General features: G+C 72.2%; 21 protein-coding genes. 9 read left to right on the top strand and 12 right to left on the bottom strand.

The annotated features are described in order from the left end of the window. Positions 1–2 precede the first annotated feature (2 nt). From ACXYMW_RS14185 to ACXYMW_RS14175, 3 genes are all read right to left on the bottom strand, one after another. Positions 3–554 (bottom strand): NADPH-dependent FMN reductase, encoded by a 552-nt coding sequence (locus ACXYMW_RS14185; protein ID WP_459035981.1) that lies wholly within the window; start codon positions 552–554, stop codon positions 3–5. A 97-nt stretch (positions 555–651) separates the two neighbouring features. Then, a complete protein-coding gene (locus tag ACXYMW_RS14180) occupies positions 652–1,320 on the bottom strand; it encodes an OmpA family protein (RefSeq protein ID WP_459035980.1) in 669 nt (222 codons plus the stop codon). A gap of 142 nt (positions 1,321–1,462) precedes the next feature. Continuing rightward, positions 1,463–2,335: a methylated-DNA--[protein]-cysteine S-methyltransferase gene (locus ACXYMW_RS14175; RefSeq protein WP_459035979.1), complete on the bottom strand. Its 873-nt coding sequence runs from the start codon at positions 2,333–2,335 to the stop codon at positions 1,463–1,465. A gap of 104 nt (positions 2,336–2,439) precedes the next feature. Between ACXYMW_RS14175 and nth the strand changes: the two genes are divergently transcribed. Both nth and ACXYMW_RS14165 read left to right on the top strand, forming a co-directional pair. Continuing rightward, positions 2,440–3,084, top strand: coding sequence for an endonuclease III (nth, locus tag ACXYMW_RS14170; RefSeq protein WP_459035978.1), 645 nt, complete (start codon positions 2,440–2,442; stop codon positions 3,082–3,084). After that, positions 3,081–4,070 carry an adenosine kinase gene (locus ACXYMW_RS14165; protein WP_459035977.1) on the top strand — a complete coding sequence of 330 codons (990 nt, stop codon included), beginning with the start codon at positions 3,081–3,083 and terminating at the stop codon, positions 4,068–4,070. Before nth ends, ACXYMW_RS14165 begins: the two co-directional genes overlap by 4 nt. Before the next feature lie 129 nt (positions 4,071–4,199). Here the strand turns inward: ACXYMW_RS14165 and ACXYMW_RS14160 are convergent, their stop codons facing one another. The 5 genes from ACXYMW_RS14160 to ilvD form a co-directional block, all read right to left on the bottom strand. Then, a complete protein-coding gene (locus ACXYMW_RS14160; RefSeq protein WP_459035976.1) occupies positions 4,200–5,114 on the bottom strand; it encodes a DMT family transporter in 915 nt (304 codons plus the stop codon). A 227-nt stretch (positions 5,115–5,341) separates the two neighbouring features. After that, the gene (locus tag ACXYMW_RS14155; protein WP_459035975.1) at positions 5,342–5,743 is read right to left on the bottom strand and encodes a hypothetical protein; all 402 of its coding nucleotides are present in this window, start codon (positions 5,741–5,743) and stop codon (positions 5,342–5,344) included. Positions 5,744–5,769: 26 nt separating this feature from the next. Then, on the bottom strand, positions 5,770–6,603 hold the full coding sequence (locus ACXYMW_RS14150) for a DUF6478 family protein (RefSeq protein WP_459035974.1): 834 nt from the start codon (positions 6,601–6,603) through the stop codon (positions 5,770–5,772). Continuing rightward, positions 6,600–7,283: a dihydroxy-acid dehydratase gene (locus ACXYMW_RS14145; protein ID WP_459035973.1), complete on the bottom strand. Its 684-nt coding sequence runs from the start codon at positions 7,281–7,283 to the stop codon at positions 6,600–6,602. Before ACXYMW_RS14145 ends, ACXYMW_RS14150 begins: the two co-directional genes overlap by 4 nt. Then, positions 7,283–9,046 (bottom strand): dihydroxy-acid dehydratase, encoded by a 1,764-nt coding sequence (gene ilvD / locus ACXYMW_RS14140; RefSeq protein WP_459035972.1) that lies wholly within the window; start codon positions 9,044–9,046, stop codon positions 7,283–7,285. Before ilvD ends, ACXYMW_RS14145 begins: the two co-directional genes overlap by 1 nt. Before the next feature lie 183 nt (positions 9,047–9,229). Between ilvD and ACXYMW_RS14135 the strand changes: the two genes are divergently transcribed. The 3 genes from ACXYMW_RS14135 (at position 9,230) to ACXYMW_RS14125 (ending at position 12,456) form a co-directional block, all read left to right on the top strand. After that, entirely contained in the window at positions 9,230–10,114 is an 885-nt protein-coding gene (locus ACXYMW_RS14135) for a CPBP family intramembrane glutamic endopeptidase (protein ID WP_459035971.1), read from the top strand. 102 nt (positions 10,115–10,216) lie between these two features. Next, positions 10,217–11,173, top strand: coding sequence for an acetyl-CoA carboxylase, carboxyltransferase subunit beta (gene accD, locus ACXYMW_RS14130; RefSeq protein WP_459035970.1), 957 nt, complete (start codon positions 10,217–10,219; stop codon positions 11,171–11,173). Between the two features lie 8 nt (positions 11,174–11,181). After that, positions 11,182–12,456 carry a bifunctional folylpolyglutamate synthase/dihydrofolate synthase gene (locus ACXYMW_RS14125; protein WP_459036017.1) on the top strand — a complete coding sequence of 425 codons (1,275 nt, stop codon included), beginning with the start codon at positions 11,182–11,184 and terminating at the stop codon, positions 12,454–12,456. Positions 12,457–12,469: 13 nt separating this feature from the next. On the opposite strand, the gene ACXYMW_RS14120 is transcribed toward ACXYMW_RS14125, so the two are convergent. Beyond that, on the bottom strand, positions 12,470–13,702 hold the full coding sequence (locus ACXYMW_RS14120) for a class I SAM-dependent methyltransferase (protein WP_459035969.1): 1,233 nt from the start codon (positions 13,700–13,702) through the stop codon (positions 12,470–12,472). A 173-nt stretch (positions 13,703–13,875) separates the two neighbouring features. On the opposite strand from ACXYMW_RS14120, the gene aspS reads away from it, so the two are divergent. Together aspS and ACXYMW_RS14110 are read left to right on the top strand one after the other, a co-directional pair. Then, entirely contained in the window at positions 13,876–15,657 is a 1,782-nt protein-coding gene (gene aspS / locus ACXYMW_RS14115; RefSeq protein ID WP_459035968.1) for an aspartate--tRNA ligase, read from the top strand. Then, on the top strand, positions 15,657–16,436 hold the full coding sequence (locus ACXYMW_RS14110; RefSeq protein WP_459035967.1) for a BglII/BstYI family type II restriction endonuclease: 780 nt from the start codon (positions 15,657–15,659) through the stop codon (positions 16,434–16,436). Before aspS ends, ACXYMW_RS14110 begins: the two co-directional genes overlap by 1 nt. 114 nt (positions 16,437–16,550) lie before the next feature. Here ACXYMW_RS14110 and ACXYMW_RS14105 read toward each other — a convergent pair whose 3' ends face one another. Next, a complete protein-coding gene (locus ACXYMW_RS14105; protein WP_459035966.1) occupies positions 16,551–17,183 on the bottom strand; it encodes an MT-A70 family methyltransferase in 633 nt (210 codons plus the stop codon). 175 nt (positions 17,184–17,358) lie between these two features. Between ACXYMW_RS14105 and ACXYMW_RS14100 the strand changes: the two genes are divergently transcribed. Both ACXYMW_RS14100 and ACXYMW_RS14095 read left to right on the top strand, forming a co-directional pair. Further along, entirely contained in the window at positions 17,359–17,937 is a 579-nt protein-coding gene (locus ACXYMW_RS14100; RefSeq protein WP_459035965.1) for a nitroreductase family protein, read from the top strand. Next, positions 17,934–18,638 carry an EI24 domain-containing protein gene (locus ACXYMW_RS14095; RefSeq protein ID WP_459035964.1) on the top strand — a complete coding sequence of 235 codons (705 nt, stop codon included), beginning with the start codon at positions 17,934–17,936 and terminating at the stop codon, positions 18,636–18,638. The genes ACXYMW_RS14100 and ACXYMW_RS14095 overlap by 4 nt, the downstream gene beginning before the upstream one ends. Here ACXYMW_RS14095 and ACXYMW_RS14090 read toward each other — a convergent pair. Together ACXYMW_RS14090 and mce are read right to left on the bottom strand one after the other, a co-directional pair. Beyond that, positions 18,592–18,888, bottom strand: a complete 297-nt coding sequence (locus tag ACXYMW_RS14090; RefSeq protein ID WP_459035963.1) for a DUF1467 family protein — start codon at positions 18,886–18,888, stop codon at positions 18,592–18,594. The two genes, ACXYMW_RS14095 and ACXYMW_RS14090, sit on opposite strands and share 47 nt — an antisense overlap. Before the next feature lie 4 nt (positions 18,889–18,892). Then, on the bottom strand, positions 18,893–19,297 hold the full coding sequence (gene mce, locus ACXYMW_RS14085; RefSeq protein ID WP_459035962.1) for a methylmalonyl-CoA epimerase: 405 nt from the start codon (positions 19,295–19,297) through the stop codon (positions 18,893–18,895). Positions 19,298–19,451 lie beyond the last annotated feature (154 nt).

Here is a 19,451-nt window from a genome sequence, read left to right as displayed (position 1 = left end):
GCTCAGCCGGCCCGCGCCCGCTCCGCCGCGCGCCGCAGGTCGGCCATCAGCTCGTCGAGCAGCCGGATCGCGGTCTCGTCGGCGAGTCGGCCCTCTTCGTCCCACTTCTTCGAGGTCTGCCCCACCAGCACTTCCGGCCCCGGCAGCAGCAGCGGCCGGAACGGCGTCAGGCAGAGCCGCAGCATGGCCTGCGCGCGCGGCCCGCCGGCCATGCCGGCGCTGGCCGACAGGATCGCCACCGGCTTGTCGCGCCACGGATTGCCCTCGGTGCGGCTGATCCAGTCGAGCGCGTTCTTCAGCGCCCCCGAGATGCCCTTGTTGTATTCCGGGGTGGCGACGATCACCGCGTCGGCGGCGGCGATGCGGTCGGAGAGATCCTGCACCGCCGCCGGGATGCCCTCGGCCTGCAGGTCGGCATCGAAGAGCGGCAGCGCGATCGGCGCCTCGTCGAAGCGGCTGGGCCCGAAGCGGCGCGCCGCCTCGTGCAGCAGCAAGCGGTTGGTGGAGGCCCGGCGCAGCGATCCGCACAGGCCGACGAGCGTGAGTTCGGACATGGGTCCTCCGCAAACGGCAAGAACTGCGCCCGTGGTGAAACGAAACGGGCGCCGCGGCAAGCCGCGACGCCCGCACGATGCGTCTGTCCGGACCGGATCAGGCGTTGGGCAGGATGACGATCTCCACCCGGCGGTTCTGCTGACGCCCCTCGGGGGTCAGGTTGGAGGCCACCGGCTGGTCCTCGCCGCGGCCGATCGCACGGACCCGGCCGGAGGCCACGCCGTTCGAGATCAGGATGCCGGCCACCGCCTGGGCGCGGCGCTCCGAGAGGTTGTAGTTGTAGGTCGCGCCGCCGGTATTGTCGGTGTGGCCCACCACCTGCACCGAGGTGTTCGGGTACTGGTTGAGGTTCTGCGCCACGGCCCGCAGGTCACCCTGGATCGACGGGCTGACATTGGCGGAATCGGTGGCGAAGAGGATGTTCTGCGGCATCGTGACGATCAGGCGGTCGCCGGTGTTGCGGATGTCGATCGCGTCGTTGCCGAGCTGCTGGCGCAGTTCCTGCTCCTGCTTGTCGAGCTGGTTGCCGACCACCGCGCCGGCCCCGGCGCCGATCAGCGCACCGGCCGCGGCGTTGCGGCGGCGCTCCTCGGGGTCGTTGCCCGCCAGGGCCCCGGCCACCGCGCCGACGCCGGCGCCGATCAGCGCGCCTTGCTGGGTCTTGCGGTTGGGGTTGTTGGGGTCGTTCATCGCCGCCGGGTCGCAGGCGGCCAGCGCCATCAGCGCCACGGTGGACAAAAGGATGGTGGACTTGGCTCGGATCATGGGTGTCCCTCATGCAGTCAGGTGCGGTCCCGGAAACGGGATCGCCGATCGGTATAGGGGGAGATGGCCCGGCCCTGAACTCAAACCAGTGTGCGCTCGGCAAAATCTTGCTGAGCCTGTTGGAAAGTCGTGAACGGAGCCCTCAGCCGGCGAGGTCGCGGCGCGCCGCCTCGTGCGCCAGGATGGCGCGCTTCACCGGCAGCCCCCAATGGTAGCCGCCAAGCCCGCCGGTCTTGCGCAGGGCGCGGTGGCAGGGGATCAGCAGGCTCACCGGGTTGCGCCCCACCGCGGTGCCCACCGCCCGCACCGCGGCCGGCCGGCCGATCGCCGCGGCGATCTCGGAATAGGTGGTGACCTGCCCCGAGGGGATGCGCATCAGCGCCTCCCAGACCTTGATCTGGAACGGCGCCCCGATCAGCACCAGCGCCGCGGCGCGCCGCGGGGCGGCGCCGAAGGCCGCCTCGGCATGGTCCGCGAGCCGCTCCGGCGCCTCCACGAAGCGCGCCGCCGGCCAGCGCCCGGCGAGATCAGCAAAGGCCGCCTCGGGGCCGCATTCGGCCTCGAAGGCGAGGCCGCAGAGACCGCGCCCGGTGGCCATCAGCAGGGCCGGGCCGAAGGGGCTCGGAAAGCGCCCCCAGGCGATCTCCAGCCCGGCGCCGCCGGCGGCATAGGCGCCGGGCGCCATCGCCTCCCAGCGCAGGAACAGGTCGTGCAGCCGGCCGCTGCCGGACAGGCCCGCCGCCTGCGCCGTCTCCAGCGTGGTAAAATGCTCGCGCAGCAGCGCCTTGGCATGGCCGAGCGCGAGGTATTGCTGCAGCCGCTTCGGGCTGACCCCGGCCCATTCGCTGAACAGCCGCTGGAAATGCGCCGGGCTCATCCGCATCTCGGCGGCCAGATCTTCGAGCCGCGCGGCCGGGCCGAGCCGGTCCACCGCCGCGATGGCGCGCGCCATGACGCGGTAATGGTAGCTTGCCTCGGGCCCCTGCGGCGCGACCTGTGCCTGCTGAACGCTCATCGCTCCACCTCCTGCGGCGTCTCCGCACCGGTTCTACGCCCCCCCGCCCGCCCGGGCGACCCGAATGTTGCGCATCCAGCGGCCCTCGGCCATACATCGGGCCGATGGCCAGCCAGCTCGATTACCACGCCCTGAGGGCGATCTTCACCCGCTTCCGCGAGGCCGAGCCGGAGCCCCGCGGCGAGCTCGAGCATGTCAACGCCTTCACCCTGGTGGTGGCGGTGGCGCTATCGGCCCAGGCCACCGATGCCGGGGTCAACAAGGCCACAGCCAAGCTCTTCGAGATCGCCGACACGCCCGAGAAGATGCTGGCGCTCGGCGAGGAGGGGCTGGTCGCGCATATCCGCACCATCGGCCTGTACCGAAACAAGGCCAAGAACGTCATCAAGCTCAGCCGCATCCTGGTCGAGCAGCATGGCGGCGAGGTGCCCTGCTCGCGCGCCGCGCTGCAGGCCCTGCCCGGGGTCGGGCGCAAGACCGCCAACGTGGTGCTGAACATGTGGTGGGGGTTTCCCGCCCAGGCCGTCGACACGCATATCTTCCGCGTCGCCAACCGCACCGGCATCGCGCCGGGCCGCGACGTCGTCGCGGTGGAGCGCGCCATCGAGGACAACGTGCCGGTGGACTTCCTGCGCCACGCCCATCACTGGCTGATCCTGCACGGCCGCTACACCTGCGTCGCCCGCAAGCCGAAATGCCCGGCCTGCCTGATCCGTGACCTCTGTCCCTTCGAGGAAAAGACCGCATGAAGACCTACCAGATCGTCGGCATCGGCAACGCCATCGTCGATGTCATCGCGCGCTGCGACGATGCCTTCCTGTCCCGCATGGAGATCGAGAAGGGGATCATGCAGCTGGTGGAGCGCGACCGCGCGGAATCGCTCTACGCCGCCATGCAGGACCGCCTCGAGGCGCCCGGCGGGTCGGTCGCCAACAGCCTCGCCGGTCTCGGCAATCTCGGCCTCCGCACGGCCTTCATCGGGCGCGTCAACGACGATCCCCTGGGCCGCTTCTACGCCGCCGCGATGGAGGAGGCCGGCACCCGCTTCGTCAACGCCCCGGCCGCCGGCGGCGAGCTGCCGACCTCGCGCTCGATGATCTTCGTCAGCCCCGACGGCGAGCGGTCGATGAACACCTATCTCGGCATCTCCGCCGAGCTCGGCCCCGACGACGTCGACGAGACCGTGGCGCGCGAGGCCGAACTGGTCTTTCTCGAGGGCTACCTGTTCGACAAGGACAAGGGCAAGGAGGCCTTCACCCGGCTCGCCCGGGCTTGCCGCGGCGGCGGCGGCCGGGCCGGCATCGCGATCTCCGACCCGTTCTGCGTCGAGCGCCACCGCGACGATTTCCTCGCCCTGATCGAGCACGAGATGGATTACGTCATCGGCAACGAGGCCGAGATCCGCGCGCTCTACCGCAACGACGATCTCGACGCCGACCTGGCCGCGGTCGCGGCGATCTGCCCGCTGGTGATCTGCACCCGGTCCGGCGACGGCGTCACGGTGATCCGCGACGGCGTCCGCACCGACGTCCCGGTCGAGAAGGTGACGCCGGTCGACGCCACCGGGGCCGGCGACCAGTTCGCCGCGGGCTTCCTCTACGGGCTCGCCACCGGCGCCGACATGGCGGCCGCGGCGCGCATGGGCCATGCCGCCGCCGGCGAGGTGATCTCGCATCTCGGCCCGCGCCCCGAGGCCGATCTCTCGGCCCTGTTCCGCGAGCGCGGCCTGATCTGAGCCCCGCCCCGGCCGCGCGCCCGTGACCGGCGCCCCCGGCGCCAGCGCCGCCCCCAACTTCTTCTGAGCAGAAATATCCCGGGGGTCCGGGGGCAGCGCCCCCGGCGCGGCGCGCGGCGCGGCACCGCCTCACCCCTGCGGCGTCATCCCCGGCCGGGCCCGGCCGCGCTGCAGCCCGAGCTGGCGCTCGCGCCAGATGATCAGGCAGCCGGCGGCGATCACGATGCCGGCGCCGGACAGCATCCAGACCGTCGGCACCTCGCCGAAGACGGCGTAGCCGATCACCAGCGCGAACAGCATCGAGGCATAGTCGAAGGGCGCCAGCAGCCCCGCCTCGGCATGGCGGTAGGCCGAGGTGATGAGGATCTGCGCCAGCCCGCCCAGGAGCCCCGCAGCGCAGAGCAGCAGCACGGTGTCCGGCGCCGGCCGGACCCAGCCCAGCGGCAGGGTGAGCAGCGACAGCAGCGTCGAGGTCAGCGAGAAGTAGAAGACGATGGCGGCGGTGTCCTCGTGCGCCACCAGCCGCCGGGTCTGGATCTGCGCCAGCGCGCGGAACACGCAGGCCGCCAGCACCACGCCGACGCCGAGCGTCGCGGCCTCGTCGCCCGACTCGAGCGCCAGCCGCGGCCAGAGGATGATCAGCACCCCCACCAGCCCCGCCACGACCGCGGTCATCCGGAAGGCGCGCAACCGCTCGCCCAGCAGGGCGGCGCCGAACAGCACGGTGAGGAGCGGCGCGGCGAAGCCGATGGCGGTGACCTCGGGCAGCGGCAGCAGGCCCAGCCCGGCGAAGGTGCAGCCCATCGCCGAGACCCCGATCAGCCCGCGCCAGAGATGGCCCAGCGGGTCGCGGGTCTTCAGCCCGGTGCGCAGGGCCCGCCGCCCGGTCAGCCAGACCAGGATCACCGGCATCGCCAGGAGCGAGCGGAAGAACACCGCCTGGCCCGGCGGCACCTCCGCGGCGGTGGCCTTGATCATCGCCGACATGACGACGAAGAGCGCCACGGAGGCGAGCTTCAGAGCAATTCCGCGCAACGCAGACATTCGGGACCTTTCGGGTTCGCCGCGACCCTGTCGCGCCGCGGCGGGATGGTCAACGCAGGCCGACCCGCGCGGGCTGCAAGCCCGGTCTTCCGGCAACGGGAGCCTCGCCCCCGGCCCGACCCCGGCCCCCGCATCCGGCGCCGCGCCGCGGGCGGTCGCGCCGGCCCCCCCGGGGCGCCCACGACGGCCCCGCCGCCGCGGCGCGGCGTCCGCCCGCGGCGGCGCGCTCAGTCCGCGGCGTTGCCCGCGGGGCCCGGCTGCCGTGCCGCGAGGCGGCGCAGGGCGCGCTTCACCAGGTCGAGCTCGGCGCGCAGCAGGGCGATCTCGGCGCGCAGATCGGCCTCGGCGGCATCCCCCGCGATCACCGAAAAGCTGGCCAGCGGCGCCGCCTCGCCGGCCAGGGCGATCACGAAACTCTGCACCCCGTCGCACAGCGCCGCGGCCGGGACCGGAATCTCCAGCGTCCAGGCGCCCGGCGCCGCGGTCTCGGCCAGCCGCAGGCCCGGCACGGCCCGGCCGTCCCGGGTCACGACGATCTCGGGCGCCGCCCCGGCCCGGCCCTCGGCCTCCAGCCGGCCGCGCCAGATGCCGTCCGAGAAGCCGGTCTTGATCACTCGGTACTGCGCCATCGCCTCCCCGCCGCTCGGAAATGTCCTCAGAATTCCGCCCGCGGCAGCCGGCAGAGCACCAGGTCGCCGATCGTCACCCGGTTCATCGCCACGCCCTCCAGGAGCAGGTCGAGCCAGACCGCCTCCACCCCTCGTTCGCCGAGGCCGGCATGGGCGAGGTCGAATTCCACCATCGCCTCCGCCCCGCCGGTCGGCACCTCGCAGAGGATCTGCGCGACATTCGGGCCGTGCCGCAGGTTGAGCCGGGCGCGAAGCCCGACCGGCGCCTCGGCCTCGCGCGCCAGGGTGAGCCGGATCAGGTGGCGCCCTGCCAGCCCGCGCACCGCCTCCGCCGGCAGGTCGAGCGCCAGCGACAGGTAGCTGCCCTCGAAGCCCAGCACGTCGAGGGCGAGGCCGCGGGCGGCACCGCGTCCGGCGTCCCCGCCTGCGTCCGGGGCGGCCGGGCATTGGCGGATGGTCACCTCGGCCAGCGGGCAGTCGTGGAAGAGCCGCAGGCTCGGCGCCACGACATGTCCGGAGGCCACCCCGGCGGCCCCGGCCACGGCATCAGGCGCGGCCCAGACATCCGGGCGCCACACCCAGTCGGCCGCGTGCGGATGCGGCGGCGCGGGGCGGTCGCTGCCGGCCAGCCGGGCCGCGGCGCGGTGCAGGAAGCGGTCGAGTTCGGCGCGGAGGCGCCGCGCCTCGGCGCGCTGCGCGTCCAGCTCGGAAAGCGGGCAGGTCGCGGCCGCCGCGGCGCGGTCGCGCCAAACCCGTTCGGCCCGGCGCCCCGGCGGCTCGGTCCAGCGCCGCGCCCACCGCAGGAGACGCCCGGGCCGGGCCGGGCCGTCGCGCCTGCCCGGCGTCGCTGCCGGTGTCATCCGCGCGAGGTGCCCGCCGGGCGCCCGCTGAGCGGCGCACCGGGGCTCGCGGCGCGGATCGCCCGTTGGACTTGGTCAAGCAGTTCGGCGCCGCGCCGGCCGGCGGCCAGCGGCGAGCCCGCGGGCGCGTAGAGCGCCAGCGCCACCAGCCGCGAGCGCAGCACGAAGGCGCCGCGCCAGTAGCGCCCGTCGGAGCCCTCGAAGAAGCGCCCGCCGCCTTCGGAGATCTGCGCCAGGCTGAACCCGCCGCGGGTCTCGCCGCTGGCCAGCGGCGCCCCGGCAATGCCGGCCAGCGTCGGCGGGTCGGGCAGCACCGGGGCCGGTTCGCGGGCGCCCACGGTGACGGTGATCAGCGCCGGCGCGACCTCAGGCCCGGTGCGGCCGCCGCTCAGGATGCGGCAGCTGGCGAGGATCACCACGCCCTCGCGCGCCGTGCCCTTCAAGGTGACCGGATCGATGCAATAGCCGTCCGGCCCCGCCACCACCACCTCGCCGCCGGCCAGCGCGGCGCGGCGGATCGGCGGCAGGTCGCTGTCGGGCTTGGCCAGCGCCGAGGCGCCGCCCTCCGAGCCCGGCGTGGTGAAGCCGTCGAGGAAAGCGCGCGCCCGCCCGTCCGGTCCGGTCGCGCAGCCCGCCAGGACGAGGGCCAGGAGAACGGCAGAGGCGAGCGCGCGACGCATCACAAATCCATGTAGACGTGGGTTTCGGCCTCGGCGCCGGGATGGGTCACCGCGCCCTTGTAGGTCGGGCCCACCAGCTTGGCGAACTTCCACACCGCGCCCGAAGCGTAGTTGGTCGGCCGCGGCCCGCTCCAGGCGGCGCGGCGCTCGGCCAGCTCGTCGTCGCTCAGATCGACGCTGATCGCGCCCTTCACCGCATCGATGGTGATCATGTCGCCGTTCTGCAGCAGCGCGATCGGGCCGCCCTGCGCCGCCTCGGGGCCGACATGGCCGACGCAGAAGCCGCGCGTCGCGCCGGAGAACCGGCCATCGGTGATCAACGCCACCTTCTTGCCCATGCCCTGGCCCGACAGCGCCGCCGTGGTGGCCAGCATCTCCCGCATGCCGGGGCCGCCGGCGGGGCCCTCGTTGCGGATCACGATGACCTCGCCCTCCTTGTAGGAGCGCGCCTTGACCGCCTCGAAGGCCTCCTCCTCGGACTCGAAGACCCGCGCCGGGCCGGTGAAGACCTGCTCCTCGGCGGACATGCCGGCGACCTTCACGATGGCGCCCTCGGGGGCGAGGTTGCCCTTCAGGCCGACGACGCCGCCGGTCTTGGTGATCGGGTCGGAGATGGCGTGGATGACCTTTCCGTCGGCCTCGCGCTCGACCCGGTCGAGCTCCTCGCCGATGGAGCGGCCGGAGGCGGTCAGGCAATCCTCGTGGATCAGGCCCGCCTTGCGCAGCTCCTTCATCACCACCGGCAGGCCGCCGGCCTCGTAGAGGTCCTTGGCAACGAATTGCCCGCCCGGCTTCAGGTCGACGAAGTACGGCGTGTCGCGGAAGATGTCGCAGACATCCTCGAGGTAGAACTCGATCCCGGCCTCGTGGGCGATGGCCGGCAGGTGCAGGCCGGCATTGGTCGACCCGCCGGTGCAGGCGACGACGCGGGCGGCGTTCTCCAGCGCCTTGCGGGTGACGACGTCGCGGGCGCGGATGTTGTTCTCGATCAGGTCCATCACCGCGCGGCCCGAGGCCTCGCCGTACTGGTCGCGGCTCTCGTAGGGGGCGGGGGCGCCCGACGAGTTGAAGAGCGCGAGGCCGATGGCCTCGGAGACGCAGGCCATGGTGTTGGCGGTGAACTGGCCGCCGCAGGCCCCGGCCGAGGGGCAGGCGACGCGCTCGAGCACGTCGAGCGCCTTGTCCGAGAGCGTGCCGGACTGGTGCCGGCCCACCGCCTCGAACATGTCCTGCACGGTCAGGTCGCGGGCGGCGAAGTCTTCGGGGATCTCCTTGTGCGCGGGCGCCCGGCCCGGCAGGATCGAGCCGCCGTAGATGAACACCGAGGGCACGTTCAGCCGCACCATGGCCATCATCATCCCGGGAAGCGACTTGTCGCAGCCGGCCAGGCCCACCAGCGCGTCGTAGCAATGCCCGCGCATGGTCAGCTCGACAGTGTCGGCGATGGCCTCGCGGGAGGCGAGGGAGGAGCGCATGCCCTCATGGCCCATGGCGATGCCGTCGGTGACGGTGATGGTGGTGAATTCGCGCGGCGTGCCGAAGCCCTGCTTGACGCCCATCTTCACCGCCTGCGCCTGACGGCTGAGCGCGATGTTGCAGGGCGCGGCCTCGTTCCAGCAGGTGGCGACGCCGACCAGCGGCTGGTGGATTTCCTCCTCGGTCATGCCCATCGCATAATAGTAGGAGCGATGCGGCGCGCGGGCGGGCCCTTCGGTCACGTGGCGGCTGGGCAGCTTCGTCTTGTCGAAGGGGCGCTTGAGCATGGAAACCTCGCGGGAGAAACGTTTTCCATCGAATAGCGAAGCGCATCCGGCCATACAAGCTTCATGCCCGGCCGCCCGCCGGACCCGCACGACCCCGCCCGATCCCGACCAGAGGACCCGCATGCCAGATCCCGTCCGCCCCCGCCGCACCCCCGGTCGCCGCCCTGCCGCAGGACGCCGCGCATGAGCTACGCGGCGCACGAGGCGATGGTCGCCCCGGCCCGGCGCCGGCCGGCGCTGTGGCGGCTCGCCGCCGGGGTGCTGCTGGTGATCGCCGTCACCCTGACGGTGGGCCAGACGGTGATCGCCGCGGCGGCGACGCTGCTGCCGGCCGAGGGGCTCGACCGGTTCCTCCGCGACCTGGCGCGGGCCGACACCGCGCCGGCGATGCTGACCATGCTGCTGGCCATGGGCGCGCTGGGTCTGGGCGCCCTGCTGGCGGCGCGGCTCCTGCATGCCCGCCCGGCGCGCAGCCTGTTCGGCCCGCATCCCGCGGCGCTCCGGCAGGGGCTGAGGGTGCTGGGCGCCATCGCGCTGCTCGACGCCATCCTGCTTGCGGTGCTCGGCCTTGGCGCCGAGGGGCTGAGCCTGAACATGGCGCCCGCCACCTGGCTGGCGCTGCTGCCGCTCTCGGCGCTGGCGGTGCTGGTGCAGACCGGCAGCGAGGAGCTGTTCTTCCGCGGCTACCTGCAAAGCCAGCTTGCCGCGCGGTTCCGCAGCCCGCTGCTCTGGATGGGGCTGCCCTCGCTGATCTTCGCGCTCGGCCATTACGCCGCCACCTTCGGCGAGAATGCCTGGCTGGTGGCGGGCTGGGCCGGATTGTTCGGCCTGGCGGCGGCCGACCTGACGGCGCGGGCCGGCACGCTGGGCCCGGCCATGGCGCTACATTTCGCCAACAACGCCGTGGTGCTACTGGTGGTGGGTCTCGACGGCACGATGTCGGGGCTGGCGCTCTACGTCTATCCGTTCGGCGCCGCCGACGCCGCCGAGATCGCCCGCGCCCTGCCGCTCGACTACGCCGTGCTGGGGGTCAGCTGGCTCGCCGCGCGGGTGGCGCTGCGGGCCTGAGGCGGCCCCGCGCGGCGGTGGACGCCCCCGCCCCGGGCCGATTGCAAATCGCCAGACGCGGCATTAAGTCCCGGCCACCGAGGGCCGAAGCGGGATGCGCAGATGAACTGGATCACCAACTATGTCCGCCCGCGGATCAACTCGATCTTCTCGCGGCGCGAGGTGCCGGACAATCTCTGGACCAAGTGCGAGTCCTGCGGAACGATGCTGTTCCACCGCGAGCTGGCGGACAACCTGAACGTCTGCACCAATTGCGGGCACCACATGTCGATCACCCCGCGGCAGCGCTTCACGGCGCTGTTCGACGGCGGCGCCTTCGCCGAGATCGCGGTGCCCGAACCGGTCGCCGACCCGCTGCAGTTCCGCGACCAGAAGCGCTATCCCGACCGCATGAAGGCGGCCCAGAAGGCCACCGGCGAGAAGGAGGCGATGCTGGTCGCCAAGGGCGAGATCGGCCGCACCCCGATCGTCGCCGCGGCGCAGGACTTCTCCTTCATGGGCGGCTCCATGGGGATGTTCGTGGGCAACGCCATCATTAAGGCGGCCGAGGAGGCGGTGAAGCTGAAGCGGCCGCTGGTGCTGTTCTCCGCCGCCGGCGGCGCGCGCATGCAGGAGGGCATCCTGAGCCTGATGCAGATGCCGCGCACCACCGTCGCGGTGCAGATGCTGCGCGAGGCCGGGCTGCCCTACGTGGTGGTGCTCACCCATCCGACCACCGGCGGCGTCACCGCCTCTTACGCCATGCTGGGCGACATCCAGATCGCCGAGCCCGGGGCGCTGATCTGCTTTGCCGGCCCGCGGGTGATCGAGCAGACGATCCGCGAGACCCTGCCCGAGGGCTTCCAGCGCGCCGAGTACCTGCTCGAGCACGGCATGCTTGACCGGGTCACCGACCGCCGCAAGCTGCGCGACGAGCTGATCGTGATGCTGCGCATGCTGATGGGGATGGAGCCCCCGGTCTGGGGCGAATTGCCGGCTCCCGAGACCCTGACCCCCGAGGCGGCGGAGCCCGCGGCGGCGCAAGCCAAGGCCCCGGCCGAGAAGGGCCCGGCGAAGTGACCGCGGATCTGGCGGCGCCCGCCTCGGACCGCATCCTCGCGCGGATGATGGCGCTGCACCCGAAGATCATCGACCTGACGCTCGACCGGGTGGAGCGGCTGCTGGCGGCGCTGGACCATCCCGAGCGGGCGCTGCCGCCGGTGGTCCACATCGCCGGCACCAACGGCAAGGGCTCGACGCTGGCGATGATCCGCGCCGGGCTCGAGGGCGCGGGGCACCGGGTCCACGTCTACACCTCGCCGCATCTCGCCCGCTTCCACGAGCGCATCCGGCTGGCCGGCACGCTGATCTCCGAGGACGCGCTGGCCGCGGTGCTCGACGAATGCGAGGCCGCCAATGGCGGGGAGGCGATCACCTATTTCGAGATCACCACCTGCGCGGCGCTGCTGGCCTTCGCCCGCAGCGCGGCGGAGTACACGCTGCTCGAGACCGGGCTGGGCGGACGGCTCGACGCCACCAACGTGGTCGAGCGCCCGGCGCTGACCATCCTGACGCCGATCTCGCTCGACCATCAGCAATATCTCGGCGACACGCTGGCCGCGATCGCCGGGGAGAAGGCCGGCATCCTGAAGCGCGGCGTGCCCTGCGTGGTCGGCCCGCAGCCCGAGGCGGCGCTGGAGGTGATCGAGGACCGCGCCGCGCGGCTCGGCGCGCCGCTGCTGGCGCACGGCCAGCACTGGCACGTGCGCGAGGAACACGGCCGGCTGGTCTACGAGGACGAGACCGGGCTGCTCGACCTGCCGCGGCCCAACCTGCCGGGGCGCCACCAGATCGAGAATGCCGGCGCGGCGCTGGCCGCCCTGCGCCATCTCGGCGCGGGCGAGGACGCCGCCGAGGCCGCGGCGACCCGCGCCGAATGGCCCGCGCGCATGCAACGCCTGCGCCGCGGACCGCTGGTTGCGGCCGCGCCGGACATCGAGCTCTGGCTCGACGGCGGCCACAACCCGGCCGCGGGCGAGGCGCTGGCGGCGCATCTGGGCGACCTGCCGGCGCGGCCCACGCACCTGATCTGCGGCATGCTCAACACCAAGGATGTGGGCGGCTTCCTGCGCCCGCTGGCGCGCCATGCGGCCAGCCTGACCGCGGTGCCGGTGCCGGGCGAGGCGGCGACCCTGTCGGCCGAGGACACCGCCGCGGCGGCCAGGGCCGCGGGCCACCGCGCCGCCACCGCCCCCGACGTCGGCGCGGCACTGGACCGCATCCGGGCCGAGGACCCCGCGGCACGGGTGCTGATCTGCGGCTCGCTCTACCTCGCCGGGCACATCCTGCGCGACAACGGCTGACCGCCACGCGGCGCTACTGCGCGGCGTGCCGCCAGGTCTGGTCGGCGCCGGACGGGTAGAGGTAGTCGCGGGTGGTGGGCACGGCGTATTGCCGGCGCGCCAGCTGCAACTGGAACACGCCCTGCGTCTGCTCCTCGAAGGCGGCCTCGCAGGCGGCGAGGTAGAAGCGCCACATCCGCACGAAGCGGGCGTCGTACATGGCCGCGACCTTCCCGGCATTGGCCTCGAAGCGCTCCCGCCAGTGCCGCAGCGTCGGCCCGTAATGGCCGCGCAGCACCTCGATGTCGCAGGTCCAGAGCCCCGAGCGCTCGACCGCCGGCATCAGCTCCGACAGGGCCGGGCAATAGCCGCCCGGAAAGATGTACTTGGCGATCCAGGGCGAGGTCGGCGAGGGCGGCCCGGTGAGCCCGATCGTGTGGATCAGCGCCACCCCGTCGGGGTCGAGCAGGTCGTGCACCTTGTCGAAATAGACCGGGTATTGCGGCGTGCCGACATGTTCCAGCATGCCGACGCTGACGATGCGGTCGAAGCGCTCGGCGACATCGCGGTAATCCTGCAGGCGGAATTCGGTCTTGGCCCCCAGCCCGGCCGCCGCGGCGCGCGCCTGCGCGGTGGCGAGCTGGTTCTCCGACAGCGTGACCCCGGTGACGTGGACGCCGTGATCGCGCGCCAGGGTCAGCGCCATGCCGCCCCAGCCGCAGCCGATGTCGAGCACCCGCATCCCCGGCTCGAGCCTGAGCTTGGCCGCGATATGCGCCTTCTTGGCCGCCTGCGCCTCTTCGAGGCTCATGTCGGGGCGGGCGAAATAGGCGCAGGAATACTGCATGTCCGCGTCGAGGAAGAGGCGGTAGAGATCGTCCGAGATGTCGTAGTGATGCGCCACGTTGCGGCGCGCGCTGAGCGGCGTGTTGCGCAGCACGAAGCGCTTGACCGCGTTGCGCCCGCGCTCCATCGCCGTCACCCAGCCCGGCACCTCGCCCTGCATGCGGTTGCGGATCAGGAAGGCCAGCAGATCGTAGATCCGGTCCTCCTCGACGCGGATGCGGTCCTCCATGTAGCCCTCGCCGAAGGTCAGGACCGGGGTCAGGCAGAGCGGGCGGAACAGGCCGGCATCGGCCAGCGTCACCACCGGCGCCGCGGCGCCGCCCGGGCCGTATTCGCGGCGGTCGCCATCCGGCCAGATCACCGTCAGGCGGCCCTCGGTGATCAGCCGCTCCAGCATCCGGTCGAGCGTCTTCTCCCACATCGGCGCCTCCCGTCTTTCACCCCCCGGCGGCGCCAAGCGGCGCCACCCACACGGAAATGTTAGGACGATTCCGCCCGGCGGCCAAATCCGCCGGGGCCCGCGCTTGACTTCCCCGGCCGGGACCTGTGTATCACCGCCTGAATTTCCGGCAGATCCGAAGGGGCCAAGACGCCATGCACGCCTATCGCAGCCAGACCTGTGCCGACCTTCGCAAGGAGCATGTGGGCGAGGATGTCCGCCTGGCCGGCTGGGTCCACCGCATCCGCGACCATGGCGGCGTGCTGTTCATCGACCTGCGCGACCATTACGGCATCACCCAGGTGATCTGCGACCCCGACAGCCCGGTCTTCGCCCAGGTCGAGAAGCTGCGCGCCGAATGGTGCGTGCGCATCGACGGCTCGGTCAAGGCGCGCGACGAAAGCCTCGTGAACCCCAAGCTGCCGACCGGCGCGATCGAGGTCTATGCCCGCGGGCTCGAGGTGCTGGGCGCCGCCGAGGAGCTGCCGCTGCAGGTCTTCGGCGATCAGGACTATCCCGAGGAAACCCGCCTGCGCTACCGCTACCTCGACCTGCGGCGCGAGGCGATGCAGCACAACATGACCCTGCGCTCGGACGTGGTGCGCAGCCTGCGTCAGCGCATGTGGGACCAGAAGTTCCGCGAATACCAGACGCCGATCATCACCGCCTCCTCGCCGGAGGGCGCGCGCGACTTCCTGGTGCCGTCGCGGCTGCACCCGGGCAAGTTCTACGCCCTGCCGCAGGCGCCGCAGCAGTTCAAGCAGCTGATCATGGTGTCGGGCTTCGACAAGTATTTCCAGATCGCCCCCTGCTTCCGCGACGAGGATCCGCGCGCCGACCGCTCGCCCACCGACTTCTACCAGCTCGACATGGAGATGAGCTTCGTCGAGCAGCAGGACGTCTTCGACACCATCGCGCCCGTCGTGGCCGGCGTGTTCGAGGAGTTCGGCGGCGGCCGGAAGGTCGATGCCCCCGAGAGCTGGCCGCAGATCCCCTATGCCGAGGCGCTGGCGAAATACGGCACCGACAAACCCGACCTCCGCAACCCGATCGAGATGCAGGACGTCTCCGAGCATTTCCGCGGCTCGGGCTTCGCCATCTTCGCCAAGCTCCTGGAGCAGGACGGCACCGAGATCCGCGCCATCCCGGCCCCCAAGGGCGGCAGCCGCAAGTTCTGCGACCGCATGAACGCCTTCGCCCAGAAGGAAGGCCTGCCGGGCATGGGCTACATCTTCTGGCGCGACGCGGGTGGCGAGACCGAGGCCGCCGGCCCGCTGGCCAAGAACATCGGCCCCGAGCGCACCGAGGCGATCCGCCAGCAACTGGGGCTCGGCGTCGGCGACGCGGCCTTCTTCCTCGGCGGCAAGCCGGCGAGCTTCGAGCGCGTCGCCGCCAAGGCCCGGGTTACCATCGGCGAGGAGCTCGGCCTGACCGACGAGGGCCGCTTCGCCTTTGCCTGGATCGTCGACTTCCCGATGTACGAGGCCGACGAGGAGACCGGCGCGGTCGACTTCTCGCACAACCCGTTCTCGATGCCGCAGGGCGGCATGGAGGCGCTGCAAGGCGATCCGCTGGCGGTCAAGGGCTACCAGTACGACCTCGCTTGCAACGGCTACGAGCTGGTCTCGGGCGCCATCCGCAACCACCGCCCGGACGTCATGTTCAAGGCCTTCGAACTGGCCGGCTACGGCGCGGACGAGGTGCGCAAGCGCTTCGGCGGCATGGTCAACGCCTTCCGCTTCGGCGCCCCGCCGCATGGCGGCTGCGCGGCGGGCATCGACCGCATCGTCATGCTCTTGGCCGACGAGGCCAATATCCGCGAGGTCATCATGTTCCCGATGAACCAGCGCGCCGAGGACCTGATGATGGGCGCGCCGTCGGAGCCCGCGCCGGAGCAGCTGATGGAGCTGCGGCTGCGGGTGATGCCGGAGGAGTGATGCTCGACCGGCTGCGCCGGGCGGGCTTCGACGTCCTGACCCGCAACCATGCCGACGCCATCCTGGCGCAGGATTTCGCGCCCGAGCTGGACGAGCTGGTCTCGGCCCTCGCCGCCCACCGCATCACCCTGACCGAACTGGCGGGCGGCGGCGGCGGCGAGGCCGGCCAGACCCAGCGCCTGCGCCACGCCCTGGCCGCCGCGGAATGGCGCAAGCATTCCTTCGCGGTGCAGATCACCGTCGACGGCCGCCTGCGCGATTCGATCAGCCACGAGGTCGACCATGTCCGCTTCGCCGCCCGCGGCACGCTGGCCTGCGAAATCGAGTGGAACAACAAGGATCCGTTCTTCGACCGCGACCTGGAAAACTTCCAGCGCCTGCATGCGCTCTCGGCGATCTCGGTCGGCATCGTGGTGACCCGGGGCAGCTCCATGCAGGAGGCCTTCCTGCCGCGGCTCAGCGCCTGGATGGCCGATCAGGGCCTGACCTCGGAGGCCGATCTCGACCGGCTCGGCATCGGCGAGCGCACCCGCGCCCAGCGCGACGCGGTGGCCCGCCAGGTGGCCCGCGGCCTGTCCTTCCCGGAGGCCTTCGCGCGCAATTTCGTGACCTCGAAATACGGCATCGCCACGACGCATTGGAGCAAGCTCGCCGACCGCGTGGCCCGCGGCGTCGGCAATCCCTGCCCGCTGCTGCTGATCGGCCTGCCCGCCAGCCTCCTGACCGAAGGCCCGCCCCCCGCCCCGCAGAGCCCGGCCCCCGACCTCTTCAGCCGCTAGCGTCCGCGCCCGCCGCTTCTTTTGAGCAAAAATATCCCGGGGTGAATTGCCCGGCCGAGCCGGGCAAGAGGGGCAGCGCCCCTCAATCCCCGTCGTCCCCGGACCGGCCGGCCGCTATTCCGCCGCCAGCGAGGAATTGTAGACGTAGGTCTTCCAGGACGGCTTGTAATCGGCGTCGGCCTGGTTGCCCCAGACCGTCCAGCCGTCGCGCACGCCGCGCCCGAACAGCTCGAGATAGGGCCCCCAGGAGCAGCTCTCGATCAGCCGGTACTGCTCGTCGGGCTTGCGCGAATGCTCGCGCTTGCGGGTCTGGATCATGTTGACCTGGCGCCGGCCCGCGGCCTCGGTCCGGGCGTTCTTGCCGCGGGTGCCGAACAGCAAAAGCTCGGTCACGTTGCGGAAGTAGAAGCCCACCCCGCGCCCGTCCGAGCCGCCATCCTTGCGCACCTTGTGCCAGACGATGTTCGACTTGTACTCGAAGCCCCAGGCGGTCAGCACCGCCAGCCCGTCCGGCAGCAGCGCGTTGGGCACCCAGAGATAGCAATGCGCCCGGTCCTCGAGATGCTCGGCCACCGGCAGCGCGCAGATATCCTCGAGCGTCATCGTCGGGTAGCGCGCCAGGCGCTTGTGCTCGGGCGCCACCTTGCCGGTGCGGTTGGCAAAGCGCCAGGGCGGGTCGGCCATCACGCAGCCGAACCGGTCCCCGTTCAGGAAGGTTCTGAGATCCTGTACTGCGTCCTGCCCCATGAAGGTGAGTCTGCCGGGTTGCCGCGGGAATGTCGATTGCGAACGTTTGGCGAACCTATACCGGGCGGGGCGGGATCCGCAATCGCATTCCCGCCCCCCGACCGGCGCCCCGGCCTTGCAAGTGGCCGGGCGCTGTCGGAGACAGGCCCGGACCCCTGCTTCCGGAGTGTTCGCGATGCCCGACCGCAACGATGCCGCCCTCGATTTCCTGCTCACCCGGCGCTCGCGCCCGGCCAAGCTGCTGGCCGCGCCGGTGCCCGACCGCGCCGAGCTCGAGCGCCTGCTGACCGCTGCCGCCCGCACCCCCGATCACGGCAAGCTCGAGCCCTGGCGCTTCGTGGTGCTGGGCCGCGCCGCGCTCGACCGCCTGGCCGCCGCCGCGCGCGAATGCGCGGCGGAGGCCGGCCGCGGCGAGGAGGACGCCGCCAAGGCCGAGGCGCAGTTCCGCGACAGCCCGCTCTGCGTGGCGGTGATCGAATCGCCCAAGGACAGCGCCAAGATCCCGGCGATCGAGCAGACCTATTCCGCCGGCGCCGCCTGCCTCGCCCTGCTCAACGCGGCGCTCGCCGCCGGCTGGGGCGCCAACTGGCTCACCGGCTGGGTGGCGCATGATGCCGCGTTCGGCACCCGGGCGCTGGGCCTCGCCCCCGGCGAGCGGGTGGCGGGCTTCGTCCATATCGGCACCGCGCGCGCCGCCCCGCCCGAGCGCCCGCGCCCCGATCTCGCCGCCATCGTCGAATGGCGCGAGGCATGATCCTCGGCGCCTTCCTGCGGGCGCTGGCGCAGTTCGGCGCCGATGCCCGCTTCCGCGGCGTGCTGTGGCGCGGGCTGGGGCTCAGCGTGGCGCTGCTGGCCGGCTTCTCCTGGGCGCTGATCGCCGGGGTCGGCTGGCTCGCCCCGGACAGCGTCACCCTGCCCTGGCTGGGCGAGGTCGGCTGGCTCGACGAGGCGCTCGGCTGGTCGCTGATCCCGGCCATGCTGCTGCTGTCGGTGGTGCTGATGGTGCCGGTGGCCTCGGCGATCACCGGCATCTTCCTCGACACCGTGGCCGAGGCGGTGGAGACCCGGCACTATCCCGGCCTGCCGCCGGCGCGGCGCCAGCCCTTCCCGGAAATGGTCGCCGACACGCTGGGCTTTCTCGGCCTGCTGCTCGGCGCCAACCTGGCGGCCCTGGTGCTCTACCTGATGTTCGCGCCGCTCGCGCCGCTGATCTTCTGGGCGGTGAACGGCTTCCTGCTGGGGCGGGAATACTTCACCTTGGCGGCGGCGCGGCGGCTGGGCCGCGAAGAGGCGCGGCGGCTGCGGCGCCGCCACGCCGCGACGATCTGGGCCGCCGGCACGCTGATGGCGCTGCCGCTCAGCCTGCCGCTGGTCAATCTGCTGATCCCGATCCTCGGTGCAGCCACCTTCACCCATCTGTTCCACGCGCTGCGGGCGCGGGATCCATCCGGTTGAAGATATCGATGTCGCGCACCCCGATCCAGCCCGAGACGATGATCCCGGCGATCACCGCCCAGAGCACCGTCGTCACCCCGGTGGTGACCAGCGCCTTGCGACCCAGCGAATGGATCTCGGGCGACCCGGCATGGGTGCCGGGCACCACCTTGCCGAGATCGCCCTGGGTCTTCAGGCGGATCGGGATGACGACCAGGAAGGTCAGGAACCAGATCACCGCGTAGAGCACGATGGCGGAGGCGATGGACATTGCCTCAGACCTCCTCGAGCTCGACCAGGCAGCCGTTGAAGTCCTTCGGATGCAGGAACAGCACCGGCTTGCCATGGGCGCCGATCTTGGGCTCGCCCGAGCCCAGCACCCGCGCGCCCTGCGCCTTCAGGTGGTCGCGCGCCGCCAGGATGTCCTCGACCTCGTAGCAGACATGGTGGATGCCGCCGGCGGGGTTCTTCTCGAGGAAGCCGTTGATCGGGCTGTCCTCGCCCAGCGGGTGCAGCAGCTCGATCTTGGTGTTGGGCAGCTCGATGAAGATCACCGTGACGCCGTGATCGGGTTCGGGCTGCGGCGCGCCGACATGGGCGCCCAGCGCGCTGCGATACTGCGCCGCCGCGGCCTCGAGATCGGGCACCGCGATGGCGACATGGTTGAGACGACCGATCATCGCATATCCTCCGGGATCGTTGCGCCGCGGTTATCGCCCCGGGAGCGGGCGGCGCGCAAGCCGGCCGGCTGCGGCACGGCATCGCGGGGGCGGCGCGCATGCCGCCCGGGCGCCGTTGCCGGGGCGCCGCTGCGGGGCCGGCGCGGCGCCCCGC

Source organism: Roseivivax sp. CAU 1761, from assembly GCF_054482755.1.
This window is presented reverse-complemented; position numbering and strand designations above follow the sequence as displayed.